The organism is Candidatus Accumulibacter contiguus (assembly GCF_036625285.1).
Taxonomy (GTDB): Bacteria; Pseudomonadota; Gammaproteobacteria; order Burkholderiales; family Rhodocyclaceae; genus Accumulibacter; species Accumulibacter contiguus.
On sequence record NZ_JAZKUC010000001.1, the window covers coordinates 2,945,187 to 2,961,347 of the forward strand.

Below are 16,161 nucleotides of genomic sequence, written 5' to 3' on the forward strand. Positions count from 1 at the left end.
GCATGTGGCTCAGGCGCCAGCCGTCGTTGCCCTCTGACCGGCCTCCGGTGGTATGTCGAGCCGCTGCCGCGACCTGCCACCAAGCCCCGCCGTTGCTGGCGCCGAGCCCATGACCAAGCTCCTTCACGGTGCATGGGGGGTATCGAAGTGGTGCGGTCCGAGGAGCCGTTGCGATGCCCGGGCCTCACCTGATCACACCTTGCGTAACGAAAACGATGGAATCCAGGCCGCAACTCAGAAATGCCGCATTGCTCCACCGGAACCCTCTGCATTTTGTAGCGAGGGTACGTTTTCCGACAATCTCTTATTGGACAATGAGCCAGGCATGACCCGACTGAGAAGCGACAACCCGGAAACCTTGCGCCGAAAGGAAGTCGAGCGCCAGCGCTCCCGCCTCGAAGCCCTTGGCCAGCCGCGCCTGCAAATGATGCTGATCGTTCACTGGCCTGGGCGGCTTCCCCAAACCATCGACACGCGTCGACCGAGGGTGGGGCAAGCAGCGGTGGGAATTGACCAGAGTGTCTCCAGCACGCCAACTTGCGACACGCGGGAGGGCCAGGGAGAGTGGCAAACGGCTTTGCTCGGCAAGTTGAAATTGGTGTGCCTGCCGTCGGGAGGACGACCACCGCCCGGCGGCCGTCCTTCTTCTTGCGGCAGGTCGATCAGACACACTTGCGGCGTCGTGCCGTGGCACCCAGCAGGCCCAGCCCCGCCAGCACCATGCTGTAAGTCTCCGGCTCCGGAACGGCAGTGATCTGGACCAGCACGTCGTTGCCACTGCTGGGGTGCTGGACGTTCACGTACGCCACGTTGGCGTTGAAGGGGTCGAAGTACAGCCCGGTCGGCTCGGCGCCGGAGGTGCTCAGCGAGGCCCACTTGCCGACCGACTCCGCGACGCCATCCCTGTCGACGTCCTGCAGGAACCAGATGTCAGCTCTGCCTCCGTCCTGGTCCTCGATGCCGTAGATGTTGCCGTTGGCATCGATGGCGAGATTGTCCGGATTGCTCCAGGTGGCGCCGACCGCGAGGCCGGTGGCCATGTCGCGACTACTGCTATCGGCGGCCAGCCTGACTTCGTTCGAGGCCAGATCGAGCGAATAGATGCGACCGCGCCCATTGGCGCTGTTGCCGTCGTTGTCGGAGTCGGTGGTGGTGAAGTAGAGGATCTGCTTGCCGCTGGACACCGTCTGAATCTCCAGGTCCTCTGGTCGGTTGTAGCCGGTGCCCAAGACATCGGCATGATCGGCAGTCGCGCGACCGTCAATGGTACCGTCGGCAAGCACCGTGGAGATGCCGGCTAGCGCCGCACCGTTCGCGTCGGTGATCGCCACCCAGCGTGAACTGCCAGTAATGGCAGGGCCGTTGTTGCCCTCGGATTGGCCACCCGCGCCGACTTTCAGCACGAAGGTCTGGCCTTTGGCGAAGAAGTCGTCACCACTGGTGGCACCGGGCCTGGCGGAAACGTACTTGTACAGGGAGCCCCCGTTCAACTCGTCGATGAAGTACAGGTTGTTGTTCTTGTCGAAAGCCAGGCCTTCATGCGAGACGCGTGGAATGATGCGGCGCTGGACGAGATTGCCGCCATTGACCCCAGCGGTGGTCGGGTTGGTCACTTCGAACAGACGGCCCTTGGTGCTGCCGGAGCCCCAGGATTCCTCAGCCGTCAGATAGCTGCCCCAGGGGGTCCACCGGGAAGCATCGCCAGAGGCAAAGCCCTGCGTCCCGGGAGCGACGATGGTCACCGTGCGGGTGTCGTAATTGCTGTCCCGCAGGTCGACCCGCTGTACACCGGCGGACCCGGTCTCGAAGGGCATGAACAGATAGCGGCCGGCGTTGGCGCCGGTCTCGTTGGCCGTAATCATGTCCCAGCTACCGGAGTTCGAACCCGGCAGCAAGCGGTTCTGGTTGGTGCGGTTGGCCAGGACGACCTGGCTGAAGTCTGGCGATGACAGCCTGAACGGCGCGGTTTCCGGCAGGCTGCCGGCGGCCGGGTTGCCGGTCAAGGGCGTAAAGTTGTCGAACAGGGTGAGGTCGGCAGCGTGGACCTGGCCGACCATCACCAGGGCGATGGCGAGAGAGCGCTTTCTGATCATCATATCAACTATCCTCCTGGGTCTTGGGGACGCACGCTGGCGTACTCCCCTGGCTTGGCGTAAGAGCAACGGGCGAGGTCGGCTTGCAGCCGACGGCTGTGATCATCCCGTGTGTGGATGACGGCATTGTGACCATGGCAAAGAGTCCTCATCGAGAAAGAGTCCAGCCGGCCGCTCACGAAACCTGCGCAAGCATGACCTTCTGCAAATGAACGGTCAGACCGCAGGGCTGTACCGACGGCGGCGGCTGGTCAGCCGAGCGTATCGGCAGCCGTGCTCAGGCCGGCACCGGCTGCCGCGCGCTGCAGCCGGTCGGCGACCGCCGCCCAGGCCGGCGTTTCCGGAATCTCCTCGACGATGATCAGCTCGGCGTCGGCCTGATCCAGTTCACGCAAGGCGGCGTAGAGCGCACTGGCGTAAGCGCGGGGGTTGGCCGGCAAGCAGCGCCAGGCGTGTGCTGCCGGCGTGGCGGGCAACCGACTGTGACAGAGTACGGCGCAGCGCCGACCCGTGCTCTGCAGACGGTCGATGACCTCAACAAGGCGCGCGGATGGCAGCAGGCGCAGCGGTGTCGTCGGCGCGTAGTGTGCGGCCAGCGAACCGGGAACCCGCGGCATAGCGGCGTCCGGCGGACGAGTGACGATCTGCGGCATGATGCCGATTTCATGGGTTCCTGGGACCCAATCCGAGATTCACGCCCTTTGATGAAGGCTCATATACTGTCGATGGTGCCGTTGGATTTCCTATCCTCTCCACACCTGCCGTAGGACGATTCATGGCGACGATAGAGCGACGCACCAAAATGATGAACCGATCCATGTCGGCGTTTAGTCCGTTCATTGCCGACATGGATCGTTGGCAGCGCCGCACGGAAATTTCGATCGGAAATGTAGATCGTCTCGTGGCGATCAGTGAATACTGCATGCAGGGCAGGCTGCTGTGTTCATCACGCCATGCCGCGCTACGCGACACTCTTGAAATCCTCGATGTACCCGCGTATCTCGGCGGGGATGGTGCCCCTTTGGTACATTTGACGGGCAAGCCCTGCGCGCCGCTCATCGAACCTGATTCCGGTCTTGTGGCTGATGTACTTGAGTGCAGCCTTGCCGTCCAGCATTCGCACCAGATGCTCCCAGCGCTTCCGGGGAGGAGCCTCTGGTGAGTCGAACTCGTCGATCTTCTGGCGTGCCGTGCTCATAGCCCTGGCAGCATTGGGATGTCCTTTTTTGCTTAAAGTGTCTTGCAAAGCAGTCGTTAGATCGGAACCATGTCGCACTGGATTGCATCCGAAGCCTGGTTCAGGTGATGGGAGATTAGCTTCCTTCGCTGCGATGGTTGCTGAAGTCCGATCCTTCAACTCATTGACGCACTCAAAACAGGAGGTCAATACGGATTCGGCGGTGTGACTCGATGTCAACGCCGAATCGTTCGCCTCGATCCTCATAGCGTCCGGATCGAGCAGGTAATTCTCCAATTCCCAGCGCAGAAAAACGCGAATGTGGGTACCATATGGGCGCTCGGACAGGAAAAGGTCGTCCTGCTCCTGCCACCATAGGGGCCAATTCTGATCGCTGAGAAGCACATCCCGATCAACCAGGCCGAATGCCTTGATCCCGTCGGCCCTGGCCTCGGCCACCAAGCCAATGACGGCCTTGCAACCGCCCCCGCCAGTTCCCGGTTCATAACCATCGGCCGGTTGGAACCAGATATCTTGCCCTTCATCGAAGAACCAGCGCTTATGCACGATCTCGAAGTCTTCTCCCGACTCCAGGAAGACAACAACCCCGCCACGCTGCTTGAGACGGAGTTTATCGGTCTGCTTCAGCTTCTTGAATCCGCTCATGTTCCTCCTTTAACTGCCTAGCGTAGGTCCTGCTCGATGATCCAGCCGCCCTTGACCAGGCCTTCCTCGCAAATGTCGATGGGGAATGCCTCGAGAATCTCGATCGAATGCGTTGTGGCGATGACCGTGGTACCCGGCTGCTCGCGCACCTGGATCTTCATCAGATTCAGCACCTTGTGTTGCCAGCGAACATGCAGGTGGACATCCAGTTCGTCCACCAATACCCAGGTGTTACGGGTACTGGTGGCACCAATGCGGAGAAAGAGCTGCGTGAGGTTTTTTTCTCCACTCGATAGTCGATCCAGGCGGTGGGTTTGTCCGCCGCTATGGACGACCGCCTCGGGCGGAACGCGGCGAATCTCGGCCGCCAGGAACTTGTCCGAGGGCTTTCCGAACACCGTGTTGTTCACCGTCTTCACCGCACTCTCGTAGCTGCCATTGTTCAACCACATCAGCCAGACGAGAAGGTTGTCCAGTGACGCCGTCCAGTGGGTTCCGTGAGAAGCAAACTCGTGCGCCGTGCGGTAAGCCCAATGTTCGGGCTGGATGATCGGACGCTCGCCAAGATCAAGGACAGGAGGGATGTCCCGGTAGGCCGGAAAGAGCAATGCCGTGGGCAGGCTTAGGGTGGAGTTGGCGAAGCTCTCGGGACCCATTCGGCTTGAGTCGATCAACGTGTGGCGAAGATCCTGAACGAACTCGTTGTAGCGGTCGATCTCAACCAAGCGTCCGCGCGCCTGCTGGCGGAATCCGGTCCGGTGCCACTCTTCTGCCCCATAACGCCTGAGATTCGAGTCGTCCCAGACTTTGAGGAAGGTCTTATCGCCGATGGCACCCGCCAATAGGGACAACACGATACGGTGATCACGCCCCTGCCAGAAAATTCGGGTCAGCACATCAAGCTGGACCCTGCCCCGACCATGATCCAGATCCTCCTGTCCGAAGCGCTGCGGCTCCTCCTCTCCGAGTTGACGCATCAGCAGAGCCATGCACTCCAGCACTGTGGTCTTGCCACGCCCATTTTCCGACATCAGGAGGAAAATATTGCAGGGTTTGTCCTGCTCGTCGGTGAAGTCGATCTCGTAGGGCGTGCTCTGGAAGGGACCGACCTGGTCCAGCGTCAACCAGAGTGGTTGGAACTCATACACGGTCATGTCACTCATTGGATTCTCCCGCGGACGTTTTGCAGACATAGCCGGATATCATCGCTGCTAACCCTCACCCCATGGGCGCGGCGAGTCGCGACTCCGGCCTGGGGTCGCAGCAGCATGTCGCCTGCACCGAGCAGCTTCTCGGCGCCGGTCTCGTCGAGAATGATCTTGGATTCCGCCCCGGTGCGGACTGACAATGCGATGCGTCCTGGCACGTTGCTGCGCAGCAGGCCGCTGAAGGTGTCGGAGTCCGGTCGCTGGGTAGCGAGCACCAGATGGATTCCCACGGCCCGCGCCTTCTGCGTCAGGCGCACCAGAGGTGCCTCTGCCTCACGGGACTGGAAGAGCAGATCCGCCAGTTCTTCTACGACCACCACTACGTAGGGCAGGTCGATCCGACCCTGCTCACGCCCTTCTGCCAGGTTCGCTACCCCGTGCTGCCGTAACAACAGGGTGCGGCATTCCATCTCATCGACCAGTCCGTCCAGTGTCTCCAGTGCGTCGCCAATGTCCTCAATAATCTGTCCGTTAGTCACTTGGGGGAAGGCACCGTAGTGGGCGAGCTCCACGCGCTTAGGATCGATCAGAGTGAGTTGAAGGTCTTTCGGCTCCAGCCGCCAGAGGAGGGACAAGAGCAGAGCGTGCAGACACACGCTTTTGCCACTGCCGGTAGTCCCGCCAACCAGAAGATGGGGCGAGGCTGCCAAGTCGAAATATACAGGTTCCCCCAGCACGTCCACCCCGGGCCAGACCGTAAGTATTGGGACGTCCTTCGCCTGTGTCGCCCAATCCCGGAGACGCGCACCGGGTACCGTGTGCCAAGTTTCCCGCGGGCGAGGAACGTCAAGGGCCAGCACCCGAGCTTCCCGCTCACGGTCTTCGTCTTCTTGAAGCAGTATTCCCTGGCGGGTCGACAGACCCAGGTGCAGACCGAGCTTGTCGAGGCCGCGTTTGACCTTGTCGTAATGATTCACGTCGTCCAGGAAAATCCGGTAGCGGCTAATGCGCGGCCCGTCCTCCACGCTGCGAATCTGGGCCGAAACGCCAATCTCGCGCAGTCCCGCAAGAATCTCCTGGCCCAACTCCGCTCGCGCCGGGCGAGGTGCTTGGCCGACAAATAGCTCGTGGTAGAGAAAACCGTGAAAATCGTGACCGGGGCGCCAGGTGGTGCGTATTTCCTGAAGGCCGCGGCGGACGTGGCGTTGCAGGTAGCGGCGATAGCGTCGCTCCGACTCTTCGCCCTGGAACATATCCTCCCCGTGGTAGACGCTGAGCATCGCGCGTACCGCCAAGTCATAGTCCTGGCGACCTTCATCATCGGCTGGGAGCCCTGCGCCAGTAACTCGGGTCAAGGCATACTCGCTCCCGCCCATGCTGCCACCATCGAGTTCTTCCGCTGGTGGCGTAGGTATCTGCAACGATCTAGCAAGGGCGATGCGCAGGACGCGCAGCTTTGGGGCGCGCTGCGTACTGAGTCCATGTAGCAGGACATCTTCAATGGTCTGCTCATCCCGAGCGTCGGTGTACAGATCAGCCATGGTTCAGCCCTCCCTGATCAGGTCCGACACTTCCACCGGCGCAGGGATCGTATGCTCGCCGTCCGGATTGGTCAGGCGATAGGCACGATAGACGTGCGGGGCGATGAGTCGAAGCTTGCGCGCGTCCAACTCAGCATCCGTGGGAAGCACAATGACCTGAGCTGCGGCATTGGGGTAGTAGTAGCGCAGAATGGCCTCCTGATGAGCCAGGTCGATGCGAGCCAGGGGAGTGTCGACAACCAAAGGAAACTGCTTCCCGGACACCTCGCTCAAGGCCCATAGCAGAGCCGTGGCCATGAGTTGTTTCATGCCGGCGGACAAGGTGCCCATGCCGACATGATCGCCTTCAGCGTCCAGGTAATGCAATCCGAAGTCCTCGTTCACCTCCACCCGATCGATCAGGTGGTGGGATGTCATCAGTATCCGAAAGTGCTGGTTGATGGCCGCCTCCAACTGCTTCCGCTGCGCCTGCTTCCGGCTGCTTTTGAGGTCGGCAAAGAGGTTACCGAGACGACGGGCGATAGCAATTTTTTCCTCTATGACCCGGTTGTTACCGAGCTTGGTCCTGGTCTGCTCTATGCGTTTACGGGCCTCGTCGAGCTTTCCTTTTAGCCCGGCCGACTGGCTCGCAAGATCCCTGTCCTGCGCCTTTTTCCTGTCCAGGTTCCGTTGAAGTTCGTCGCGCTCCGCGACGAAACGTTCATAGCGTGTTCTCTCCTCGTCTGATAGCGACCCCACGTTGAGCAGGTCTGCCTCCAGTTGGCGTAACTCGGAGGCGAACCCTTGCAGGCGCCGCAGTTCCTCGGCACGGACCGAGCGTAGCGCGTTCGCTTCGGTGTATGGAGCGAGTTGTTCGCGAGCAGCACTGGCTGCCTGGGGATCCGGACCGAAGGCTGGGTCCATGGTTTCGCCGGCTGCGTCCGCCTCCTGCTCCAGGACGCTCACCAGCTTATAGCGATAATATGCCCGCTGACTGTCGCGAATATCCGGAGTAGGGAAGTCGGGCTGGTCGAACAGGCGTGCAGGCAAAATGTCCAGCAGCGACTCCAGAACCCGGGCGCGGGCATTGGCATCGCTGCCGAGCACCTTGTTCAGCCGTTCCATGGCTCGCGTTACCAGTGATGGATTGACCAACAGAACGATATCCCGCGGAAGCCGGGTCGACAGAAGGTCCATTGCCTCAGCCCGCTGCGCTTGAATTCGTGCGCGAGTCTCGCGGAGTTGGACCTCATCGTGGCGATGAACGAAGGCACTCAGCCCCTCGATACGACGAACGATGCGGCGCAGCGCGTCCGTGTCGTTCTCGATTTCGTGCCCCAGATTCGCACGACTGACGTCCAACGCTGTGCGGTCGGCTTCAAGGCCCCGAGCCTCGCCCTCCATACGCTCAAGGTCCGCGCGTGCCTGGGGTTCAAGGTCGTTGTGCTGCCAGCGCCCGATGGCGTTATTCAGGGCGGCCCGAAGGGCATCGATCGCGCCAATCCCGAGAAGCCGTTCCATCTGTCGCTGCTGAACGTCGCGGTTGGCCTCCGCCAATTCCTGAATCTGCTCACCGTCGAAAAGAAAAAAATACAGATAGTCTCGTGGTAGGCGACGATCGAGGAACTCCTGCGCCTCTTCGTCCTTGAACGTTTCGGCGCTGGTCGCGACGATCAGGGACTCCTCGCCGTTCCAGGCCCCGTTCTCGATGCGCCAGGCCCTTTCCGCGGTGACCCGGCCGCCGTCCTCACTCCAGACCAGTCGAACGGCACAGCGCGCTTGGCCGTCTCTGCGCGCTCGCCGGTTCATGATGCCCCACCAGTCGTCTCCTGCACCGAGCACGTATTGGTTGACCGTGGGCATTCGGGCACGCTGGACTGCACGGCGCAACGGTTCGTAATTCTACATTAACAGATTCTAATGGCATTTTTGGGTGCTGGCGGCTGCCTTCGGTAGGCGCTGTCGCGGGCGCTTTGTCGCCGTGCATGACGCTCGGCGATGATTCGCACGAGGTCTTCGCGACCGTGAATCTTCACCGGGAGCTGCGCCACGAGCATGTCGACGACATCGGCACAGGACAGTAACTCGGCGTAGGGTGAGTGTTGCCGCCGCTCCTTGACGAGAAAGAGTAGTGCAACGCAGACGAGCGCCATGTGGTTGTACCAAGCCCGCCACTTGCGTACCTGGTAGTCGGCCATCCCACAGCAACCTTTCGCATTCTCGAAGGCGCGCTCGATGAAGTGGCGCTGTGCCTGCATGCGTGCCAGCTCGCGAAGTGGCGTGTCGGGCGCCGCGTTGGAGAGCATGAACTTCACCTCCTTGCCATCGCGGCGTGCCAGGAGATGCCATTGGCGGGCCTGTGCGCTGTTCGGATGACTGATCCACACGCGGGTATGGGCAAACATCGCGCGCACTTCACCCTTCTCCCCGTCGCGCAGGATCACCGGGTGCCACTCCTTTCGTTTCAGGCGCGCGGCCCATTCGCGGGCTTCCCAGGCCGGTACCCACGCCTTTCCCGGATCGGTAAAGTAAAACTGCTGGTCGCTGTGCACCTCGGTGGCGAATACCTCACCTGCATCGTCCCAATCAAACAGCAGCCAAGTCGCGTGGCCATAGAGGCCGTCGGCACCGATGAAGCCAAAGCGCACCCCGGCGGCTCGTGCCCGCTTGACCATCTCGGCAGCCATCTGCGGCTTAGTCCGAAAGACCCGTGCCGATTCCGGAATCCCCGCTTCCTGGCAACGCTTGGCGTCTTCAACCCAACGCTCTGGAAGGAACAATTCGAAGTCGATGATCGCCGCCTGCGACCCTCGTGCCAAGGCGGCATACACTCCAACCTGCGAGTTCTCGACCTTACCCAGGCGACCGTTGTACTGCCTGGCCACGCCCGCTGAATGGTCGCCCTTCTTTTGGACCCCAGACTCATCGAGCAACAGTCCCGTCTCTGGCCCACCGATCCACTCGTCCGCTTGTCGCGCCGTCTCCCGACGCACATTCTCAAAGTCCCATGCAGCATCGCTCAACATGTGGTGGAGGCTGTAATACTCGGTCTCCGCCACCGTCTCGCTCATCTGTTCCAGGTTCGCACGAGGGCTTTGAAAAAGGCCCCGCAAGTACTGTTCAGCTTGCTCGGCCGTGCTTCGCGTTTTACTGCGGAAACACTCCCGGAACGACTGAAAATGGCTGGTCAGATTCTCGCAGCAGCTGGCCACCGCACGCCCGATCCCAAATAAATAAATTTGGCGATTTCATCGTCATACTCCTTATGTGGTAGAGCATTAGATATGTAGCTCAATAGCCTGTATTTCAACCATTTTAGAAATGTGGCAAAGTAGAAGTAATGAGCACCGGTAAAGAGCAGCTTGAGGCTGTTGAGGAGGCTCGTCTTGCCGAAGCCGTTGCGACCCATGATCAGGCAGACGTTGCGTCCTGGTACCGGGGTGCCGAGGTCGATCTCCTGCTCACCGTAATAGGAGAACAGGTTGGTAAGGCGGAGGCTCTCGAATATCATGCGGCCGGCTCGGTCCTGTCGGCCTGACGAACAGCGTTCTCAACTACCTTGATTACATCCTCCAGGAGTTGCTGACGACTGCTCAGGCTGTCGAGTGACGGGTAGCGCTCGGTAACCAGGCTATACAGGTCAGTGGCCCAGATGCTCTGCACCTCGAACCTTGGAGCCAACTCGTCGATCAGGGCGAGGTCCCTGGACAGGTCTTCTGGTGTGAGGGTCACAGTCCCAACCTCCCTTTTGAACTCTCTGGCAATGGCCAGAGCGCTGTCGGTGACATCGAACTTGTCTGTCCACTGCTGCTGAATGTAAGCAATCTCCGCATCCTCGATCAGCCGACGTCCGACGGTCTTCTCGAGAGCCAGGAGTCGGCGCAGAATGAGCTTGCGAGTCTCTGAACTGAAGGGGCCGGGTCCGATGGAGTCATTACGGCGAATGCCGTCGCGCTTGCTCGTGTCTTCGCGAATTTCCTTGAGCCAGTTGCGGAATTCATTGAGGGGCTCCATCCAGGTTGCGCCGGAGTCGATGAATCCGCGCATGGATTTATCTTCCTTGACGACGGTGCAGGTCCAGCAACCGAAACGGCTTCCCCCACACGAAGGCGTATTGAGGTCCAGAACCACCGGGCATTCGCCGCCGCTCGCCTGCCGATACAGGTCGAGCATGAAGTCGTGAGTGCCACCCCAAGGCGGCGGATTGTGCGTGAAGAGGTACTCCCATACTTGATCGGTCGCCCACTCGGCGATGGGTGTCATTACCAAGGCATCCGGAATCTCATTGTGGGGATTCAGGCCACGGCTGTTGGTGGCGCGAGCCTCCATCCGTTGCGCGCGACTAGCACTCTCGTCCAGTCGCGTCCCCAAGAGCAGAACAACGCCGCCGTAATCTCGCACGATGCCATCGATCACCGCACGCGAAGGCTTGATCTTCATCTTGGTCGTACACCAACGGAACCAGCGGGTTGGAGAAGGGTATCCCTTGCCGATCAAGTTGCCCCAGAAACTCTGTTCGGGCGTGGGCTGCACTCGATGTACATGGAGCAGCAGGCCGTTGGCACGGGCGTGGCTGGCTAACCGCGACAGACGGTCCGCCAGATACTCCTCTACATTTGGCGCCTCAACGCGCGTGTCGGAGGCCACGACAAAGATCGGCTTGCGTGCTGTTGGCCCGAGTTCCACGAGCAACTCGTAAACCAACTGCAGGACCAGGGTCGAGTCCTTGCCGCCGGAATACGCAACCACCCACGGACGCTGATCGGCGAAGTAGTGGGCTCGCAAAGACTCTTGGGTTTCAACGACGTGTTCTTGGTCTGGAGGGAGGACCGACACTTGGATGTCCTGGAGTTTCATCGGAAAATGTGGGCCACTTCAAAGTATGTCCCAAGATTTTACGCGCGAACTTCGTGCTGCGGCCAAAACACATCAAATGCAATGGCATTACCGATGAGTGGATGTGACCATCGCCAACCGTTGAGTCGGCTCACTTCGAACAATCTGCTTGCAGCGGATGGAATGTCCATCTTTGCACAGAGGGTAAGTTCCTTGCACATGTATGCGCCCTACTGACAGTATGATGCACAAGACTAACCCATGGGTGCGAGGCGATGCGCTTGATTCCAACCAAGGTCGTTGGCAGACGGACCTACCTGCACACCGACTCTCTGTCCTACCTTGCCGCAAACACCGCGGCGCGTGTGGTAGAGGCCGAGCGCCTAGCTGGTTTCAACCGGCACGTGTATTTTAACCTGGTGCGTATAGATGATTCGGGGCCGTGCATCTCGCTGTTGCATTACCCCGACTTCGCTGACGACCCCTTTCCCTCGCTACGTGAAAGTTGGCTAGTGGATCTCGATCGCTCGACCGTGAGCTATCGCTCGTATGCTGAGTCACTCAATCCGCCGATACTGCATCGTAAGGAACTTCTGGTGCCGCCGGACGACTCACGGCGCGAGGCCTACGCAGCCTTGACCGCTACGGCCGAGTCGATTGGGCTTTTCGATGAACCGAAGCGCATCGGCTACCGCCGCCAGTGGCTGGCTCTCGTAAGGGAAAAGGGTTATCGCATCGAAGGTCACGCCCTAGTGCCGCTGGGCAATGATGAGTCAGACTCTGGCGCTGCCGACGAGGCAGCGCCGCGCCATACCGCTTGGCAGGCGTCGCGACACCTGACCGCGCTAGTGCGCTACGGCTTCTCGGCGCCGGTGCAGTCTCTGGCCCGCCATGGATTTCTCGATGGCAGTTATCGGTTATTTGACTACGGCTGTGGTCGCGGCGACGATGTGCGCGGCTTGCTGGAGAACGGCCTGACCGCCGCCGGTTGGGATCCGTACCATGCCGCGGACAACCCAATTCACGCGGCGGACATAGTCAATCTCGGCTTCGTCATAAACGTCATCGAAGACTTCGACGAGCGCTTGGATGCCTTGACCCGTGCTTGGTCCCTGGCCGAGCGCTTGCTCGTGGTATCGGTGATGCTGGTTAACCAGAATGATCCGCGGGGTGAACGCTTTCGCGACGGCGTGATGACGCAACGCGGGACCTTCCAGAAATACTTCAGCCAGTCGGAAATCAGGGGGTTTCTGGAACAAGTCCTTGACGAGGAGGCCATCCCGGTGGCGCCTGGGGTCCTCTACGTTTTTCGTGACAAGGATGCTGAGCAACGCTTCCTGGTTGACCGCTACCGCAGCAAGGTAAACCGGCTGCGTGAGCCATCGCCGCGCTTGTGCGAACGGGAGCAGAGAATACGGCTGGATCGGGTGGCGGAGCGCTACGACGCCTATCGGGAGCCGCTGGATCACTTATGGGATTTGTGGCTTACGCTCGGGCGCAAGCCGGACAAGTCGGAGGTGGACGACCTGGTCGTGCTCACTGAGGGTTTTGGTTCCTTGTCCAAGGCGCTGCGCTTCCTGGAAGAACGCGGTGATCAGGCAGAGATCGAGCGCGCTTCTGCCTCACGCGTCGCCGATCTGGAGGTCTACTTCGCCCTGAACCAGTTCGAGCAGCGGAAACCTTACGGCCACCTCGAGCGCGCGTTGCAACAGGACGTCAAGCATTTCTTCGGTGATTATGCCGCTGCGAAGGCCAGCGCAATGGCACTGCTGTTCCAGATCGCAGACCTGGAAGCCATCGACCAGGCCTGCCGCAAGGCAGCGGAGCATGGCTTGGGCTGGCTTGAGACGGGTCAGTCTCTACAATTGCATGTCAGTCTCGTCGAGCGGCTTCCAGCCCTGCTGCGGGTCTATGTCGGATGTGCCGCGGTGCTCTATGGCGACTACCGCAACGCGGACCTGGTGAAAATCCATACCCGCTCCGGAAAAGTCAGCCTGATGCGCTTTGACGACTTTGAAGGTCAAGCCCTGCCGCGCATGGTCGAGAGGGCCAAGATCAAGCTCCGGGAGCAGGACGTTGATTACTTCGCGTATGGTGAACAATACGAGCCACCCTACCTATACCATAAGTCGCGCTATATCAACGAAGAGTTTCCCAACTACCCCGAACAGATGGTCTTTGATCAGGCACTCGATGAGTTGGGTCTCTTTGATTGGTCAGGTTACGGTCCGTCGCCCGGGGCCTTTCTTGCCAAGCTGTCCCGGCATCGCTGGAGTATCGAGGGATTCTCTCTTGTGCGTTCACAGACGACCCCGGACCTCGACGATTCCTGCGGCCGGTATCTGACCTTTCGCCAACTAATCGAGTGCGGCGAAACGCAGGCACGAACGGGGCTTGACAACGTACCGATGCAGCCCGAAAGCTACAACGCTCTCGTGGAGTTGGCAGAGCACGTCCTGGACCCGGTTATCGACTATTTCGGCATGATCCGGCTAACTTATGGTTTCTGCTCCCCGGAACTTGCCAAGCAGATTCCCTGTCGCATCGAGCCAAAGCTCGACCAGCATGCCGCCCATGAAAAAAACCGCGTAGGAAAGGCGATCTGTGGTCGCTTTGGCTCTGCCGTCGATTTCATCGTGGACGACGAGAACATGCTCAACGTGGCGCAATGGGTCGTCACCCATACACCTTTCGACCGTTTGTATTTCTACGGCGAGGATAAGCCGATCCACGTCAGCTTTGGGCCAAATCAGGATCGCCAAGTTGTTCGGATGATCGCCGGCAAAGGCGGACGTTTAGTGCCGCGGGTTGTGACGGCCCTTGCGTAGATCGACGGGAGGTAGTGTGAAGATTGATGCACAAATACGCATCGCCGGAATGGAGGCGTTGATCAATGCCCTGAGGCTGGTTGAAGCCGAATCCTTCATGATTTCGGCATCTCGCGATCGACTCAACCACGCCGCTTGGCGACGTTACGGATTGCCGGGAGTGTCGCTCAGTGTGCTGGTACAGTCAGCGAATCGGCATGCAGAGCAGCAATTCTCATTATGACCGAAGCAATGGGACGAGCTGGTCGGAAAGTGCCTTTCTGCCGTCCATGAGAGGGGTTTGGCCCCTAAATTTTGCCGATTTCCATGCGCTCGGTGGGGAAGCAGAAGGCCTCGTTGGCCAAAATGAGAATTGCTGCATGCAGAGGGAGCGGCGATCAAGGTAGCACGATAATTCTAGCGCCTTGTATGGGAAAATCGCGATGACAGTCTGGTCCCGGATTTTTTTGGGCCAGTCCAGTTTTACCTTCAATTTGTCGATCCCGCTGTATAACTGATCAGACTCCTGATGCACCGGCACCGGCTGCCGCGCGCTGCAGCCGGTCGGCGACCGCCGCCCAGGCCGGCGTTGCCGGAATCTCCTCGACGATGATCAGCTCGGCGTCGGCCTGATCCAGTTCACGCAGGGCGGCGTAGAGCGCACTGGCGTAAGCGCGGGGGTTGGCCGGCAAGCAGCGCCAGGCGTGTGCTGCCGGCGTGGCGGGCAACCGACTGTGACAGAGTACGGCACAGCGCCGACCCGTGCTCTGCAGAAGGTCGATGACCTCAACAATGCGCGCGGATGGCAGCAGGTGCAGCGGCGTCGTCGGCGCGTAGTGTGCGGCCAGCGAACCGGGAACCCGCGGCATAGCGGCGTCCGGCGGACGAGTGACGATCTGCGGCATGATGCCGATGACCGTCGCGATCTGTTCGGGAGTGACCCGCCCCAGGCGCAGCAGACGCGGCGGCAGCGACTCGGCGGGTGTCAGATCGAGAATCGTCGACTCGATGCCGACCGGGCAGCGGCCGCCGTCGAGGATCAGGGGTACGGCATTGCCGAGTTCCGCGCGCACATGTGCGGCTGCGGTCGGGCTGATGCGACCGAAGCGGTTGGCCGACGGCGCGGCGATGCCGCACATGCCGGCCAGCCCGCCGCCGGCACGCGATAAGCACGCAGCAGGTTCAGTGCCAGGGGGTGCGCTGGTACGCGCAGGCCGACGCTGTCCTGACCGCCGGTAACGACTATCGGCACTGCCGCCGCACGCTTGAGGATCAGGGTCAGCGGGCCGGGCCAGAAGGCTTCGGCGAGTTCCCAGGCGAGCCACGATTTTCTCATTGCCTGGTCATGCAAAGGTCGTGGTGTCTGTCCCGCTGGCAACCCCCGGCGAATGGTCGAAACCGCTGCCCATCTGGCCGACCCCGTTTTTCCGCGGTTGCCGGTCCGCCAGTGGGTGCTGTCGGTTCCCAAGCGGCTGCGTGATCCCCTCGAACATGATCCGGCGATCGAGACGCTGGCGTTGCGCATTTCTCGCGATTGGAGGCTGGCGTCGACGCCAAAATCCGGCGCGGCCGGCTGCTGCGGGAGATCCTCAAGCAGGGGGAACGCCTCGCACCCCTGTCGCCGGAACAGCAGCTGGCCTGGCTGGTCGCCTACCACGAGAGAGTATTCGACGCCCTGGCGGGTGCAGCGGTCCAGGAGCGGCTGGCGAGACTGCTGCACTAGGCGGCGGCTGGGGCGCCCGGGCTGGCTGCGGGCTGGCTGCGGGCCGGGATGCGTGGCGGGAGGCCGTCGCCGGCTGGTTGCGGGAGGCGGGCGATGAGCCGCCGGCGTGAGATTGCCAGACGACTGGAGGCGCTGTCCGATACACTAATAGCCTCAACGTGCTGAACCGGGAGAGTAAGGAGTGGCATCAG

14 protein-coding genes and 1 pseudogene are annotated in these 16,161 nt (G+C 60.8%); 3 read left to right on the forward strand and 12 right to left on the reverse strand.

Annotation, left to right across the window (positions count from 1 at the left end; genetic code table 11):
• Positions 1-304: 304 nt before the first annotated feature.
• The 10 genes from V5B59_RS14200 to dndC form a co-directional block, all read right to left on the reverse strand.
• Positions 305-442, reverse strand: a complete 138-nt coding sequence (locus V5B59_RS14200) for a hypothetical protein (RefSeq protein ID WP_169070991.1) — start codon at positions 440-442, stop codon at positions 305-307.
• Between the two features lie 220 nt (positions 443-662).
• On the reverse strand, positions 663-2,096 hold the full coding sequence (locus V5B59_RS14205) for an alkaline phosphatase PhoX (RefSeq protein ID WP_169070990.1): 1,434 nt from the start codon (positions 2,094-2,096) through the stop codon (positions 663-665).
• Positions 2,097-2,344: 248 nt separating this feature from the next.
• Entirely contained in the window at positions 2,345-2,746 is a 402-nt protein-coding gene (locus tag V5B59_RS14210; protein ID WP_169070989.1) for a Sua5 family C-terminal domain-containing protein, read from the reverse strand.
• 308 nt (positions 2,747-3,054) lie between these two features.
• A complete protein-coding gene (locus V5B59_RS14215; RefSeq protein WP_169070988.1) occupies positions 3,055-3,936 on the reverse strand; it encodes a hypothetical protein in 882 nt (293 codons plus the stop codon).
• A 17-nt stretch (positions 3,937-3,953) separates the two neighbouring features.
• The gene (locus V5B59_RS14220) at positions 3,954-5,099 is read right to left on the reverse strand and encodes an AAA family ATPase (RefSeq protein WP_332351974.1); all 1,146 of its coding nucleotides are present in this window, start codon (positions 5,097-5,099) and stop codon (positions 3,954-3,956) included.
• Complete coding sequence (locus V5B59_RS14225; RefSeq protein WP_169070986.1) at positions 5,096-6,625, reverse strand: FtsK/SpoIIIE domain-containing protein; 1,530 nt, start codon at positions 6,623-6,625, stop codon at positions 5,096-5,098. Before V5B59_RS14225 ends, V5B59_RS14220 begins: the two co-directional genes overlap by 4 nt.
• Positions 6,626-6,628: 3 nt before the next feature.
• On the reverse strand, positions 6,629-8,467 hold the full coding sequence (locus V5B59_RS14230) for a hypothetical protein (protein WP_169070985.1): 1,839 nt from the start codon (positions 8,465-8,467) through the stop codon (positions 6,629-6,631).
• Between the two features lie 44 nt (positions 8,468-8,511).
• On the reverse strand, positions 8,512-9,816 hold the full coding sequence (locus V5B59_RS14235; RefSeq protein WP_332351419.1) for an IS701 family transposase: 1,305 nt from the start codon (positions 9,814-9,816) through the stop codon (positions 8,512-8,514).
• Entirely contained in the window at positions 9,792-10,115 is a 324-nt protein-coding gene (locus V5B59_RS14240) for an AAA family ATPase (RefSeq protein ID WP_169072126.1), read from the reverse strand. Before V5B59_RS14240 ends, V5B59_RS14235 begins: the two co-directional genes overlap by 25 nt.
• Positions 10,112-11,461: a DNA phosphorothioation system sulfurtransferase DndC gene (gene dndC, locus V5B59_RS14245; RefSeq protein ID WP_169072125.1), complete on the reverse strand. Its 1,350-nt coding sequence runs from the start codon at positions 11,459-11,461 to the stop codon at positions 10,112-10,114. The genes V5B59_RS14240 and dndC overlap by 4 nt, the downstream gene beginning before the upstream one ends.
• Before the next feature lie 254 nt (positions 11,462-11,715).
• Between dndC and V5B59_RS14250 the strand changes: the two genes are divergently transcribed.
• Positions 11,716-14,268, forward strand: coding sequence for a DNA phosphorothioation-associated putative methyltransferase (locus V5B59_RS14250; RefSeq protein ID WP_332351975.1), 2,553 nt, complete (start codon positions 11,716-11,718; stop codon positions 14,266-14,268).
• Between the two features lie 16 nt (positions 14,269-14,284).
• Positions 14,285-14,491, forward strand: coding sequence for a hypothetical protein (locus tag V5B59_RS14255; RefSeq protein ID WP_169072124.1), 207 nt, complete (start codon positions 14,285-14,287; stop codon positions 14,489-14,491).
• Between the two features lie 274 nt (positions 14,492-14,765).
• Here the strand turns inward: V5B59_RS14255 and V5B59_RS14260 are convergent, their stop codons facing one another.
• Both V5B59_RS14260 and V5B59_RS14265 read right to left on the reverse strand, forming a co-directional pair.
• Complete coding sequence (locus V5B59_RS14260) at positions 14,766-15,386, reverse strand: L-threonylcarbamoyladenylate synthase (protein WP_332351976.1); 621 nt, start codon at positions 15,384-15,386, stop codon at positions 14,766-14,768.
• The gene (locus V5B59_RS14265; RefSeq protein WP_252396613.1) at positions 15,287-15,583 is read right to left on the reverse strand and encodes an L-threonylcarbamoyladenylate synthase; all 297 of its coding nucleotides are present in this window, start codon (positions 15,581-15,583) and stop codon (positions 15,287-15,289) included. The genes V5B59_RS14260 and V5B59_RS14265 overlap by 100 nt, the downstream gene beginning before the upstream one ends.
• Before the next feature lie 192 nt (positions 15,584-15,775).
• Between V5B59_RS14265 and V5B59_RS14275 the strand changes: the two are divergent.
• Positions 15,776-16,080: pseudogene (locus V5B59_RS14275) on the forward strand (F0F1 ATP synthase subunit alpha); the annotation flags it as partial.
• Positions 16,081-16,161 lie beyond the last annotated feature (81 nt).

Excerpts from the sequence above, each read along its gene's own strand:
- V5B59_RS14205 (WP_169070990.1), bottom strand. The coding sequence starts at position 2,096 with ATGATGATCAGAAAGCGCTCTCTCGCCATCGCCCTGGTGATGGTCGGC.
- V5B59_RS14210 (WP_169070989.1), bottom strand. The coding sequence starts at position 2,746 with ATGCCGCAGATCGTCACTCGTCCGCCGGACGCCGCTATGCCGCGGGTT.
- V5B59_RS14215 (WP_169070988.1), bottom strand. The coding sequence starts at position 3,936 with ATGAGCGGATTCAAGAAGCTGAAGCAGACCGATAAACTCCGTCTCAAG.
- V5B59_RS14220 (WP_332351974.1), bottom strand. The coding sequence starts at position 5,099 with ATGAGTGACATGACCGTGTATGAGTTCCAACCACTCTGGTTGACGCTG.
- V5B59_RS14225 (WP_169070986.1), bottom strand. The coding sequence starts at position 6,625 with ATGGCTGATCTGTACACCGACGCTCGGGATGAGCAGACCATTGAAGAT.
- V5B59_RS14230 (WP_169070985.1), bottom strand. The coding sequence starts at position 8,467 with ATGCCCACGGTCAACCAATACGTGCTCGGTGCAGGAGACGACTGGTGG.
- V5B59_RS14240 (WP_169072126.1), bottom strand. The coding sequence starts at position 10,115 with ATGATATTCGAGAGCCTCCGCCTTACCAACCTGTTCTCCTATTACGGT.
- dndC (WP_169072125.1), bottom strand. The coding sequence starts at position 11,461 with ATGAAACTCCAGGACATCCAAGTGTCGGTCCTCCCTCCAGACCAAGAA.
- V5B59_RS14250 (WP_332351975.1), top strand. The coding sequence starts at position 11,716 with ATGCGCTTGATTCCAACCAAGGTCGTTGGCAGACGGACCTACCTGCAC.
- V5B59_RS14260 (WP_332351976.1), bottom strand. The coding sequence starts at position 15,386 with ATGTGCGGCATCGCCGCGCCGTCGGCCAACCGCTTCGGTCGCATCAGC.
- V5B59_RS14265 (WP_252396613.1), bottom strand. The coding sequence starts at position 15,583 with ATGAGAAAATCGTGGCTCGCCTGGGAACTCGCCGAAGCCTTCTGGCCC.